General features: G+C 32.7%; 14 protein-coding genes. 10 read left to right on the forward strand and 4 right to left on the reverse strand.

Annotation, left to right across the window (positions count from 1 at the left end; genetic code table 11):
• Positions 1-91 precede the first annotated feature (91 nt).
• Together KMW28_RS15145 and KMW28_RS15150 are read left to right on the forward strand one after the other, a co-directional pair.
• Positions 92-538: a GNAT family N-acetyltransferase gene (locus KMW28_RS15145; protein ID WP_066205145.1), complete on the forward strand. Its 447-nt coding sequence runs from the start codon at positions 92-94 to the stop codon at positions 536-538.
• A 151-nt stretch (positions 539-689) separates the two neighbouring features.
• Positions 690-1,439, forward strand: coding sequence for a L,D-transpeptidase family protein (locus KMW28_RS15150; protein ID WP_169662573.1), 750 nt, complete (start codon positions 690-692; stop codon positions 1,437-1,439).
• Positions 1,440-1,541: 102 nt separating this feature from the next.
• On the opposite strand, the gene KMW28_RS15155 is transcribed toward KMW28_RS15150, so the two are convergent.
• Positions 1,542-2,027: a carboxymuconolactone decarboxylase family protein gene (locus KMW28_RS15155; RefSeq protein ID WP_169662574.1), complete on the reverse strand. Its 486-nt coding sequence runs from the start codon at positions 2,025-2,027 to the stop codon at positions 1,542-1,544.
• Positions 2,028-2,288: 261 nt separating this feature from the next.
• On the opposite strand from KMW28_RS15155, the gene KMW28_RS15160 reads away from it, so the two are divergent.
• Positions 2,289-2,957 (forward strand): NAD-dependent epimerase/dehydratase family protein, encoded by a 669-nt coding sequence (locus tag KMW28_RS15160; protein ID WP_066205137.1) that lies wholly within the window; start codon positions 2,289-2,291, stop codon positions 2,955-2,957.
• Between the two features lie 395 nt (positions 2,958-3,352).
• Here the strand turns inward: KMW28_RS15160 and KMW28_RS15165 are convergent, their stop codons facing one another.
• On the reverse strand, positions 3,353-4,084 hold the full coding sequence (locus KMW28_RS15165; RefSeq protein WP_169662575.1) for a hypothetical protein: 732 nt from the start codon (positions 4,082-4,084) through the stop codon (positions 3,353-3,355).
• 286 nt (positions 4,085-4,370) lie between these two features.
• Between KMW28_RS15165 and KMW28_RS15170 the strand changes: the two genes are divergently transcribed.
• Positions 4,371-4,895: a hypothetical protein gene (locus tag KMW28_RS15170; protein ID WP_169662576.1), complete on the forward strand. Its 525-nt coding sequence runs from the start codon at positions 4,371-4,373 to the stop codon at positions 4,893-4,895.
• Positions 4,896-5,020: 125 nt separating this feature from the next.
• Entirely contained in the window at positions 5,021-6,133 is a 1,113-nt protein-coding gene (locus KMW28_RS15175; protein WP_169662577.1) for a serine hydrolase domain-containing protein, read from the forward strand.
• An 84-nt stretch (positions 6,134-6,217) separates the two neighbouring features.
• On the opposite strand, the gene KMW28_RS15180 is transcribed toward KMW28_RS15175, so the two are convergent.
• Entirely contained in the window at positions 6,218-7,561 is a 1,344-nt protein-coding gene (locus KMW28_RS15180; protein ID WP_169662578.1) for an NfeD family protein, read from the reverse strand.
• A 267-nt stretch (positions 7,562-7,828) separates the two neighbouring features.
• On the opposite strand from KMW28_RS15180, the gene KMW28_RS15185 reads away from it, so the two are divergent.
• Genes KMW28_RS15185 through KMW28_RS15195 form a run of 3 tightly spaced genes read left to right on the forward strand, consistent with a single transcriptional unit; the run spans position 7,829 to position 10,469 of the window.
• Positions 7,829-8,521 carry a DUF4905 domain-containing protein gene (locus KMW28_RS15185; protein ID WP_169662579.1) on the forward strand — a complete coding sequence of 231 codons (693 nt, stop codon included), beginning with the start codon at positions 7,829-7,831 and terminating at the stop codon, positions 8,519-8,521.
• 5 nt (positions 8,522-8,526) lie between these two features.
• Entirely contained in the window at positions 8,527-9,330 is an 804-nt protein-coding gene (locus KMW28_RS15190; protein WP_169662580.1) for a DPBB and LysM peptidoglycan-binding domain-containing protein, read from the forward strand.
• Between the two features lie 2 nt (positions 9,331-9,332).
• Positions 9,333-10,469 (forward strand): glycosyltransferase, encoded by a 1,137-nt coding sequence (locus KMW28_RS15195; RefSeq protein ID WP_169662581.1) that lies wholly within the window; start codon positions 9,333-9,335, stop codon positions 10,467-10,469.
• Here KMW28_RS15195 and KMW28_RS15200 read toward each other — a convergent pair.
• The gene (locus tag KMW28_RS15200; RefSeq protein ID WP_169662582.1) at positions 10,450-11,196 is read right to left on the reverse strand and encodes an SGNH/GDSL hydrolase family protein; all 747 of its coding nucleotides are present in this window, start codon (positions 11,194-11,196) and stop codon (positions 10,450-10,452) included. The two genes, KMW28_RS15195 and KMW28_RS15200, sit on opposite strands and share 20 nt — an antisense overlap.
• 204 nt (positions 11,197-11,400) lie before the next feature.
• Between KMW28_RS15200 and KMW28_RS15205 the strand changes: the two genes are divergently transcribed.
• Together KMW28_RS15205 and KMW28_RS15210 are read left to right on the forward strand one after the other, a co-directional pair.
• On the forward strand, positions 11,401-12,867 hold the full coding sequence (locus tag KMW28_RS15205; protein WP_169662583.1) for a caspase family protein: 1,467 nt from the start codon (positions 11,401-11,403) through the stop codon (positions 12,865-12,867).
• A gap of 147 nt (positions 12,868-13,014) precedes the next feature.
• Entirely contained in the window at positions 13,015-13,347 is a 333-nt protein-coding gene (locus KMW28_RS15210; RefSeq protein ID WP_183363925.1) for a hypothetical protein, read from the forward strand.
• The last annotated feature ends 83 nt before the right edge of the window (positions 13,348-13,430 follow it).

Genomic DNA, 13,430 nt, shown 5'->3' on the forward strand with positions numbered 1-13,430 from the left:
AAGATATAATCGTATTCACCTTTTTTTACGATATTTGTGCCGGCCTATTCATTAGGCCGGCTTTTTTATTGACCATCAAAAATAAATTAAGATGTCAGATTCATTATCGGTAGTATTTTTAGAGGGAACATCCTCTGAGTTTTGGCCTGCAGTAATGCAGATCCGTAAAGAGGTTTTTGTTGATGAACAACAAATTGATATTTCATTAGAATTTGATGATATCGATGCTACTGCACATCATTTACTAGTACTTGATGATGGTCGCCCAGCAGGTGTTTGTCGTTATTTTAAAACTGAAGAAGGTTATAAAATGGGTCGTTTTGCCGTAACGAAATCTTTTAGAGGCCAAGGTATTGGCAATGCACTTATCCAAGCTTCTTTAAGTGAGATCGAAGAAATTGCCCCTGAGGGAACTCGTGTTTATTTACACGCTCAAAAAACAGTAACAGGGTTTTATGAAGAAGAAGGTTTTGTAATTAAAGGTGGAGAATTCATGGAAGATGGAATTATTCATGTTTTGATGGAACAAACACTTTAATTCTTATATATGTTTCGTGGGGACGTTGCTATACAGCGTTCCTACGGTGCCTTACAAAATTCGTTAAATACTACTTGATTCTATACCCTACCACTTTTTCGGAGTATTTTTTGATTTGTATTGATCAATTCAATCAAACAAATACAATATCATGTTACTAACTATTCGATACCTTTTCTTAATTATATCCCTAATTTTCTTCTCTACTAATAATTCATTTAAAGAAGATCAACTTCGATATTCTCGAGTTCGAAATGCGTACAATGAAAAAGAAAATACGCTAGACCAACTATTGGAAAAATCAGCCATCAAAAAATCAGAATTAAACATTTATCTAAGAGCCTTCAAAAGTGAAAATCTCATTGAATTATGGGGAAAGAATACTTCCGATACCAAATATAAATTGATCAAAACATATGAAGTTTGTAACACATCAGGTCGTTTAGGACCTAAAAGAATGCAAGGTGATTATCAAATTCCAGAAGGTTTTTATCATATTGACAGATTCAATCCATACAGTAATTATCATTTATCATTAGGCATTAATTACCCCAATGCATCTGATATAATCTTAGGCGAAAAAGGACGATTGGGAGGAGATATTTTTATACATGGTGCTTGTGTAACGATTGGATGCTTACCCATCACCGATGAACAAATAAAAGAACTCTATATATTTTGTGTGGAAGCGAAGAATAATGGACAATCTACTATTCCTGTAACTATTTTTCCGGCAAAATTATCCGATGCACGTTATCAATTACTCTCTAACTCTAAAATTGCAACAGAAGAAAAAGTGGGGCTTTGGTCTGATCTTAAGAAAGGGTACCAACTTTTTAATGATACGAAAACATTACCTTCCATTAGTTTTAAAAATGACGGAAGGCATATAGTTAACTAAAACAATTGTATTGTTTGTATGCTTATGGATATAATTTGAAGATGTTATGAGGTTGAATGATTTTTAAATAACTAATCAACTTCTTAAATAAGTTATTTACTTCTATAGAAAAAGATATTTTTTCATCACTTCAGCATAATGTCCGATATAAGATTGCTGGTTATTTGTGATTTTTTCGAATGCATTACTATTCACTAACTGATTAATAAACGTGATGATAGATACGATATGAATTATTTCTTCTGCCACTTCTATTTCAAAACCTTCTTGTACAAATTGATTTAGAATTTCTTTGGACATAGATTCATTCATCACTTTAGAAGCAAAAGAGAAAAGAGGGCCGAATTCTTTATCATCGAATGTAAAAATATCTAATACACCACAGTAGCCTAATTCCTGACAAATAGCTACATGTGTAAGAAAGCAAAGTTCAGAATTATTCTTTTTCGAAACATAAGCCGCAATAATTTCACGATAGGAAATGGGTAGTGCACCCTCTCCTCTCATAATTTCATGAGCTAAAATATATACAGCTGGTTCTTTAGTTTCCTTTTTCTTCTTTTTATGAACAGTAAACTTTTGATTCATATTGATAGAGCAGTTAAGTAGACACGGTTTATATAAGAATAAATCTATAGATATATCAGTATTATATGTATTATAAGAACGAGGAATTAATCACATTTGTTTATATAAGAATGAAAATCAAATAATTAATACATGTAATTTCACTAAACATCCTAAATTCATTTGCTTTGATCAGTAATAAGTATTCTTTTTTCAGTAATTTGTTTTAACTGAAATAACATACACTTCCGACCTTTGATTTATCAATAAAAAAAAGAAAATATGAAAGTTATTATCACAGGAGCAACAGGAATGGTAGGTAGAGGAGTTTTGTATGAGTGCCTCGAAGACAATAGAATAGAAAAGGTGTTAATGATTAACCGATCGTCTTTAGATATTAATCATCCTAAACTCGAAGAAGCATTACTTAAAGATTTTACCGAGGTTGAAGTCATAAAAGATAGATTATTGGGATATGATGCTTGTTTTTATTGTATGGGAATATCTGCGGTAGGTTTAAGCGAAGAAGAGTATACAAAAATCACTTATGATACGGCTAATGCTTTTGCCAAAACATTATTTGATATCAATCAAGAATTAATTTTCAATTATGTTTCCGGTACTGGTACAGACGAAACAGAAAAAGGAAACAGTATGTGGGCAAGAGTAAAAGGAAAAACAGAAAATATGCTCTTAAAAAAAGGATTTAAAGATGCCATTATGTTCAGACCAGGTTTTATTATCCCAGAAAAAGGGATTAAATCAAAAACCAATTGGTATAACGCCTTCTATGTAATAACAAGGCCACTTTTTCCTTTAATGAAGAAGTCTAAACAAATTACAACCACTACGAATATTGGAAAGGCGATGATTAATAGTTTATTCTTCCCTCCTAAATTAAAGCATCTAGAAAATAGAATGATAAATAATCTATCTCAAGAAAACGGATAATTTCATCTTTAATTAAAGAATAAGGCATGTATAAAGGCAGATCATAAAAAGTCTGCCTTTAATATTTTAAACTTTTTTATAAAATTTTTATATTAGAATACTAATTATCACATGTCCTTTATGATTAAATATTCAACTAACGCCACTCAACCACTTGTTCAAAAAAAGAATCTGTGGGTTTTGATGTACTACATACTTTTTGGCATATTTATTTTTTCTTTCATCACTTGGGTAGTTGTTTGTATCACTGTAAATAAGTTACTACCCCAATACTTAGTGTTCCTATGTATAGGTTTTCCTATATACTTTATAAACAAAAAAATTGATCTCCTGGAAAAAGAGATCAATAATTTAGAGAATGGGACTTCTCTGTAGATTTTATATGTGGAAATAAATTATAGTCTTGTAAAAGTAAAAGTACTTTTTCCGTTTCTTACTTTAGATAAAGTATCAAAATGAAAATTCTTAGGAAGCTTCTTAGAAAAATCTATCAATAAATCATTTAAAGTAGCTTCAGGAATTATAGTTGATTCATTGTTATATAACTCCATAAAATATTTAAAAGAAGCCAAATTAAGATGCTTCTTAAAATAAGCTACCTTCCATGCATCAATTTTTTGAGGTAATCTATTTAATTTATCCTTAATTACATTCTCTTCCCAAGCAGTAGCACCTGTAAGTAAAAATTGTTTTAAAGCCATTGAAAACTCTTGATGCAATTCTTTCTCCATCAATAAAGAGGATTTATAGTGCAATGCACTATTGGTCAATTCCCCACCTTTAACAATGTTATCTTCGTAATCCAAATTAGGATCTATATCAAAATAGATTACTTCTTGATCTAAATAAAATGGATAAACTATCTCTTTCTCAGAATTTTTTACTTTAAGAACAAAAGCATCATATAAAGTGGTAGACTCCACAATTATTTCAAAAGTTCCATCACTATTTAATGAAAATTCTTTTTCAAAAGAACGAGTTGTATTTGCTATCAAAAAGCTATTTGATGCTGCATTGACAATTGTACCTTTTAAAGTTGTAGTCAACACCTTTTTCTCTTTTGCGATTAAGTTTGTAAGGGTGGCAAAGAGGGTTATTAGTAAAAGTAAATAATTAAATTTTTTCATGAGTTAGTCAATTGTGTGTATTTCTTTCAGGTAAAATCAATGGAGTAAAGTTTTCTTTGGTTAGTTTCCATCATGATATCAATCAATATCACTAAAAACAATAAAAAAATACACGGTTCAGAAAGTTTTATCTAATTGATAACAATATAGTTAATCAATAAAACTCCAAAAAAATATTATTAGAATAATACAATTTTTCTCCTTATTATTATCAAAAAAAATTATAATTGAATGGTTTTTTAAATAAGTAAGCTATATTTATACATCAACTACAACTCTTTTAATTATGAAACCAAATAAAGAACTAAGCAAGCATTGTCAACTTTGTGACCACAAACTTTTTAATATCACAGAAGGTACAAAGTGTGGATTGACCAATGAATATCCTAACTTCAAAAACAAATGTTCTAATATTCTTCTAAACGAAGAATGCGATGCTAAAATCAAAGAAATCAACATTGATGTATTCAAAACCAATGGTAAAAAGAATTTGGCCTACCTTAACTTAGTCGTATTTTTGATAGTTACAGTAGCTGTTTTTTACTATTCAATATTTCTTGAGTTAGTTGCCCTAGAAAAAGGTGTTTTTGCGTTTCTTCCTGTATTCATTTTTATATCCGGTTTAGGTTTTTTAGGTTTAGCATTTAAACCACTTCTCTCTTATCGTCAAGAAAAAAAGGTAAACGATAAAAAGAAGAAGGATTTGGATGCTACAATGGCTTTATACAATAAGGAATATGATATTGACATCACATTTGATAAAGATGTACATGGAAACAAGACGTATCATTCTGAAATAAAAATGTACTAATAAGAAAAGAATATGTTATAATATAGTTATTTAAAAAGATGTGCTTGATAAATATTTTTATCATGCACATCTTCGTTATTTTTAAAGAAATTATCCAACATAATATTTATTATAATTATCTACGAATGAGAATTTTATTTTTCTTCATTTTATCAATGACCACTGCTTATGGACAGGTAAATCAAAAAGATATTCACAAGTTTGAGAAATATGTGAACAAGTTATTGACAGATTCACAAAAAGCTCCTGTAGCTAATATTTTCTGCTACATAGAAAATGACTCAATTTTAGTACACAAAGGGTTTGGACATTTAAATGTTAAAGGTGATGAAGTAAATAAGAACTCTACTTTTAAGATCGCTAGTATTACTAAAATGTTTACCTCTACGGTCATTCTTCAAATGATGGAAGAAGATTTAATTGATCTTGACGCCCCTGTTTCTAGGTATTTATCTGATATAAACTATTTACAGTTCGATAGTCTTCATCTGTATCAAGGAAAATCTTATGGTAATACAATTACTATCCGACAGCTTTTACAACACCGCTCTGGCTTAGGAGATATTTTTATTGACACATATGAAACATTTGTGGATCATATGAAAAAACATTCTCAAAAAGAATGGACTCCAGAAAAGCTTTTTGAGTTTTACTATAAAAATGAGGTAAATCATATGACTCATTTTCAACCTGATTCTGGCTATTATTATACAGACGTTGGATATTTTCTATTAGGATTAACCATAGAAAAAGTCACCAAAAAATCGTTAGCAGAAAATTACAGAGAAAGAATACTTGATCCTCTAGAATTGACCTCTACTTACTTTGAATATCACGAAGAAAATCCTTCCAAAAACAAACAAGCTTCTGCTTATATTGGAGATTGGGAAATTACAGGAAATGTCAATACTTCTTACGATTGGGGTGGAGGTGGCCTCGTTTCCAACACCCAAGACTTAAGCAAATTCATCCATGGGTTATTTGATCAAAAACTCTTTCAGAAAAAAGAAACGCTAGAGATGATGACAGAAGCTCGATCTATTGGAAGAAAATACGGAATGGGTATCACTACCTACAGCTTTAACGATAGAATCTATTATGGACATGGCGGTTTTTGGGGTAGCTTAATGGCTTATGACCCTATTCATAATTCAACCATCATATTATCCATTAACCAAGTAGAACCTCCTTTTCAAGAAATAAAATTGATAAAAAAAGCGGTGGCGTTGGTGGAGTAAAAAAGCAGAGAGGAGTATCTTTTTAAAGATACTCCTCTCTGCTTTTTTAAGTGAAGAGTGAAGAGGGAAAAGTGAAGAGCGTTTTTAACTCTGCAACTCCCTTACTCTTAACGACATGTTATTCTGACTAACTACTTCGACTTCAGTTCCTTTTTCTATGAAACCTCCTTCGGTTGTTGCGTCATAATAGTCGTTATCTATTTTAATCTTTCCTGAGGGTCTTAATACAGTATGTGCTATCCCTACTTGTCCTACAAAAGAGGCTTCGAATACATCTGCTGAATAACCATCTTCGGAAGTCATGGACTCTCTTAAACCTACTTTGTTGAACATTGGCATATCCATAATCTTATGGGCGAAAGTTAGAATAAACATTCCTGCAACGAACATTGCGCCCATCACACTAATTAGAGATGTCCAAATTCGAGTTGAATCAACAAAAGTAAAATCTAGGAAGTCGTTTTCTAGCATTACGAGTACCAATCCTATCACTAATAAACTAATACCTGATACTCCTGTGACACCAAATCCTGGGACGACAAATATTTCCAATATGATCAATACTATACCTAACGCAATTAGTACAATTTCCCAGTTGTCGGCCATACCATTTAAATAGTAGGGAGTTAAATATAAAATTGCTGCTACAATTGCTGCAATTAAAGGGAAACCTACACCTGGAGATTGTAATTCGAAGTACAAACCTCCTAAGATGATTAGAATTAAAATACCACTAATTGCTGGGTTCAAGAATAAAGAGATAATGCTTTCGGTAGTCGATTGCTCATAATTTACAAGCGTGTAACTATCTACTCCACTCCTTTTCATGATATCTTTTACTCCAGCTACTTTGGCTTCGCAATACCCATTTTTAATGGCTTCAGAAACGGTAAAAGTAATTACTTCTCCTTCTTCTGATATACCTTCTACCACCAGATCTTGATCGACCATGGCTTCTGCAATATCCGGATTACGTCCATTACTTTCTGCAGTTGAACGCATCATTGAACGCATATACGATTGGTATTTATCTGGGGCTGCTTCTCCAGTGCCTCCCATCACTACGGTAGCCGCACCAATGTTTGATCCTGTTTCCATGTAGATCGAATCACATGCTATGGAGATTAATGCACCTGCACTTGCTGCATTTTTATTAATAAATACATACACCGGCGTTGAGTAATCTAAAATCATTTGTCTGATCTTATCCGCATCATTTACAGCACCTCCATAGGTATCCATATCAATGATGACATAATCTGCTTTTTGCTCTGTAGCTTCATCCAATGCCAATTTCACTTGTCGTGACATCACTGGATTAATATCTTCTCGAATTTCGAATTGAAACACCACCGGGTCCTTTTCTGCAAATACATTGATACTCTGAAAGGTGAATAATAAAGTGATGATATAGAAAATTTTCTTCATACTATTGTTAGTCAATTACACCAAAAAGTAGAAACTCTGTTTCTGTTTAACTGAATGGATATTTTTTAATTGGAAATTTTTCATCTCCTTCAGTTATTTTAATCCATTGATAGTGATATTGTTTCATTTGAATTCATCGATTTCACCTTATCACATATCAATTGATGTGTACAATTTACAAAGTAAATCATTAATATAGCACTAAAACGATACTTTGATATCAATTATCGAATGATGATCTTTGAATCATCACTTATACTATTCTTTATGGCATCACTTTCAAAAACTTTAAATTATTTAGCCTACGGACAAGTTTGGAGAATACTTTATGATCATCAATTAAAAGTATTACTTGTCGAAATGCGTTCTTCCGAAGAAAAAGAGGTTTGCTTTTCGTGTATACGATTAGAGAATCAGGAAGTCGTTTGGGAAGGCTTACAATTAAAAGAAAAGTGGTGGGTAACGATGGCTGGCGTAAAAGACGGATTCTTATATTTTAATGAATTCGCTCACGATCAGCGTATGCCTAAAGTAAAGAAAATGGAGAAGTTGGATATCCTTGAAGCCATTATTGTTCAAGATAATGAAAAGGATCCTGAATTGGTAGATACGGCTTTGGGTATTCAAAATCCAGTCATTTATCCATCGGATTCAGAACACACTTCTTCTTTGGTAGAATTTTTAGAAGGTCAAGGGTTTCATCCAGAAAGAGACAGTAGTATTCATTATTTGGAAACAGCATCGAGTATCAATTTCTGTTTTATGGAAAAACAGGGAGATCAATTATCTCGAAGAATGCTTATTTGTTCTATGGAAGGTGATATTTTATATAATCAATTGATGGATAAAGAGGTAAAAGAGCAAATTATGGATAGCTTCTTTGTGATCGATCAAATGCTTGTTTATATTGAAGACAAAATCACACTTTGTGGCATCCCCTTACCACCGACAGACAATTAACTATCATGAAATTTGTAGCATACATATTATTTTTTCTGTGCTGTAATGCCTCTATACTTTTTGCTCAGACAAATACTTCACATACTGTTCAGGCATCAGAAACTTTGTATTCTATTTCTAGAAAATACAATGTCTCTGTTCAGGATATTATTAAAGCCAATAATATCGAAAACAATGTGATTAAAATAGGTCAGACATTACAGATCCCTACTATTTCTACAGAGAATAATACTGAAACAGTAATTACTCCTCAAGAAAATAATTTCGATAAGGTGGCTGTTGCAGAAGGTAGTAACCCTGTATACTATAATGCTAAAGATGGAGAAACATTAAGAGCCATCGCCTTTTCACATCAAGTAGTCGTAGATAGCCTTTCTGTTTGGAACGGAATATTACCGGATAAACCATTAACAGAAGGCCAACAGATTATAGTAAGTGTGACAGGTGAATTGAAAAATATCGACCAAAAAGCCATAGAAGTACACTCAAAGTCTTATGCTGATTTAACCATTGAAGAGGCCAAAGATTACAATATTCCTATGCAAAAGGTTGAAAGAGGTAATGGTCAAGTGGTAGATTTACCAAATAATACCAGTAAACTGATGGCGTTGCACAGAACGGAAACAGTAGGGTCTTATATCAAAGTGATTAACCCAAATAATGACCGTCAAGCGATTGTTCGAGTGGTGGCCCCATTACCTGATGCTGCCATTGAAGATGGTATTATCATTAGAGTTTCAGAAGAAACCGCTAAAAAAATTGGGGCAGTAGGATCAGATTTCAAGGTAAGAATAGAATATAATCAATAAGAATGAGGATAGCGATTTTATCGACTTTTTATCCATTTAGGGGAGGAATTGCACAGTACGGGAATGCTTTATTTACAGCTTTAGAACAGTTAGGACACAACGTAAAAGCATTTACTTTTACAAGACAATATCCTAACTTTTTATTTCCAGGATCTACACAGTATGTTACAGATAAGGATACTACAGAACAACTTCAATCAGAAGAAGTTTTAGATTCCATTAACCCCATTACCTATTATACAACCGCAAAAAGCATTGAAAAATTTGCTCCAGACCTTGTCATCACACAGTATTGGATGAGCTTTTTTGGTCCCTCTTTAGGAACAGTAGCGAAGCTTTTAAAAGATAAATATAAAGTCATCAGTATTCTACATAATGTCATACCACATGAAAGTAGAGTCATCGACAAACCTTTTACTTCTTATTTCCTGAAGCAACATCATGGTTTTATTACGATGAGTGCTTCTGTAGATCAAGATTTAAAAGCATTTATACCTAATGCTTCTTCTTTAGAACGACCTCATCCCTTATACAATCATTTTGGAGCAATAGCTGATAAAGAAGCTTCAAGAAAGGAATTGGGATTACAAGAAGATAAAAAGACACTCTTATTTTTTGGGTTTATCAGAGAATATAAAGGTATTGATTTACTGATTCAAGCATTTGATGAACTCGACGATTCGTATCAATTAGTTATTGCAGGAGAAGTATATGGTTCTTTTGATGTATATCAACAGCTGATCGACCAAAACAAGAATAAGGATAGAATACATTGTTTCAATCAGTATATTTCAGATCAAGAAGTGTCTACTTATTTTTCTGCTGCCGATGTTTGTGTATTACCTTATAAATCAGCCACTCAAAGTGGTGTGACCGCCGTGGCCTTACACTTTGAATTGCCGATTATTGCCACTGATGTGGGAGGGTTAAAAGAGTTGGTTATACCAGGTAAAACAGGAGAGATAATCTATAAGGCAGAAAGTAAATTGATTGCTAAAACGATAATAGAATATTTTGATAAAGATACTTCGGAGTATTCAAGTAATATTAAAGCTTTAAAGCAGGAAATGTCTTGGGATAACTTCGCAAAAAAGTTGGTCAACTTTTCTAATACGTTACCTACTCCGGAGGTTCTTTAAGTTGGTCCTTCACATCGTCTATTATTTGATTCACCCACAAACCATACAATTCACCTGAGGGATGTAATCCATCACTTGCGGTTAATTCTGGCCTCTCTCTTACTTGACGTGTGGTAGAAGTAATATTATAAAATTTCACTCCTCTATTATTTGTAATTCTTTCTTTTAGATTATTGTATTGATCTATTTCTTGAGTGATTTGAAAATTGGGTTGCGTGTAGGTGTATCCATAATCTGGTATAGATAAAACGATTACATTTTTGGTACCTCCTGCAAAATTTATTGCCGTGGTCAACAACTCATTATACTCCTCTTCAAAAATTCTAATATCCCTTCTTTGAAACTGATTATTCACTCCGATTAATAAGGTAACTATATCATAGTTTTCTTCTAAATCGCTTCTATTTATGGCATCTATTAAATTAGATGTCGTCCATCCTGTTTGTGCCACATAAACAATATCATCCTCTATTGTGTATCTACGATCTTCTAAAGCTACCTTTAGTTGTTCTGTCCATCGGTCCTCTTTACTTACACTTGCCCCTATTGTATAAGAATCTCCTAATGCTAAAAATGACATTACTTTACGTGGTATGCCATCGTCAACCACTACCTGAGTGGTATCGTTATCATCAAATAGTGTGGTAAAAATTGGTTCTTCTTTATCACTACAGTTAGTAAGAAGGAATAGAATAGAAAAACTCAAAAATAGAGCAATTTTTTTCATGGTAGACAAATAGAAGAAATGATCAATAGTTTATATTAGAAATAGATCCGTATCTTTATTGTGAGTTTTCGAACTCATGTATATCAGATATTCTTTATTTACTAATGATAGAACAAAAAAAGCCTGGTTTTGTTTGTCCTACCAAGACGAAAAGATGTCTTTACTTATAATCATGGTATTTAACACAAACTCATCAAACTGATCATGAAACAACTATTACTATCTCTTTTTATCCTGTTAGGTTGTCATGTATATGCACAAAAGACCATTATGGTTATTCCTAAAATAGATCAAGGTGCCTCTATTTGTAACTCTTTTGAGATTTACCATAACAAAATTGCACTTAAATCAATTGAGACAGTGTATAAAAAAATGGGGTATAATGTAATTAGTTCTTATAATATAATTAGAGGTTATGCCACCTCAGGACAATGTTACATTGGAGAGGAAAAGGTAAAAAACAATCTGATTACGCAATTTGGTTTAAAGTATTATACAGAAGTTGATGTATCATTTCATAATACCAACAAAGGAAGTTATGCCACAGTAACTGCCACCGTATATGATACAAAGTCCCAAAGATTTCTTGCTCAGGCAACAAACGACTCTCCCACAGAATTTACATCTGATAAGGGAAGACAAATTACTATGGCTTTCAATAAAATTGTCAGACCATTGATGTCGGCAGCATCTACCAACTTAAAGAAAGGACCTCAGGCAGTCACTAAAAAAGAAAATGTAAATATAGTTACCACTCCTCCTGTAGTTATAACTAAAAAAGAAGATGTTAAACCTGCAAAACCAATAAAGGAAGAACCTTTAACAGTAAAGCAGCCAGAGGAAGAAGTAAAAGAAGTAATATTACCTCCATCTGATGTTGACATCAATATCCCACAAGGTGGAAGAGTAAATGAAGATGCCGTAGCCGTTGTCATAGGCAATAAGAACTATAGAAATAATGATGTACCAGAAGTAAGCTTTGCTCTAAGAGATGCTGCCACAATGAAAAAGTATTTGATGCAGACTTATGGATATAGAGAAGGTAATATTATTTATGTAGAAGATGCCACTCAAGCCGATTTCAACGCTATTTTTGGTATTAAAGGTAATCCTAAAGGAAAGTTATACAACTATATCAAGCCGAATATGTCCGATGTGTTTATTTATTACAGTGGACACGGAGCACCTAATCCGGAATCGAACGAGGGATATTTTGTACCTGTAGATACCGACCCTTCCTTAATTCAGTTTAACGGATACGGTGTAAAAACATTGTACGATAATTTAGAACAGATGCCTTTTAAATCACTTACCGTAGTGATGGACGCTTGCTTTAGTGGATCTTCTGATGGCGGTATGTTACTTAAAAGTATCTCTCCTGTTTTTATAAAGACGAAGAGTAAGGTATTAGAAGGTGATAATAGTGTGATTATGACAGCCACAGCTTCTGAACAGGTGGCTTCTTGGTATAACGAAAAAGGACATGGTCTTTTTACTTATTTCTATTTGAAAGGTCTACAAGGAGCTGCAGATTTAAATAAAAATGGTCAAATCACCATCGATGAGATGTCTGAGTACATTACTGAAAATGTTCAGTACATGGCTAGAAGGTTAAATAACCGAGAACAAGTTCCTCAGATTTCTGCTAAATCGAATACAAGAATAAAGTAAGGATTAACTCCCTCATTAAGAGGGAGTACCTTCTCATTCATTAACAATTAAATAATCTTAAAACCTCTATTTTCATCAACTGATTTTTTAGTTTCGTAGTTGATGAATAATAACCCCACTATATCATTTAGATTATTTCCATTGTTGATGGCTTTTGCTATCCTCTTTTCATTAGGAGGAGAAGCAGTGCATGCCCTTAACCAAGCTTCTAATGGTACGGAGATAACGGTTCTTCATCAAGAGGACACTTTTGTGGACGGTACTGACCTTGCTCAGGACTTCCCAAAGACCATCTCTCATAACACTCAGAAGTTTCATTGGAATAATCAATTCCTTAACACATTCCACTCATCTTTTGATTTTACCTTAGAATGGGTTAATCAACCTATTTTTAAAGAAGTAATCAGAGAATCTTTACGTCAGCTGTATGCTGGAAAGGAATGTATAGTGCAACACTATATTGCTCCCAATGCTCCCTAAATAAAACCTCACTCCTATTTATTGTTTGTGTTTTCGCGATCAAAAATATTGATTGACTGAATTCTTGTACACAAACTTTTTTA

Origin of the sequence: Flammeovirga yaeyamensis, assembly GCF_018736045.1 — a bacterium.
In the GTDB taxonomy this organism is placed as follows: domain Bacteria; phylum Bacteroidota; class Bacteroidia; order Cytophagales; family Flammeovirgaceae; genus Flammeovirga; species Flammeovirga yaeyamensis.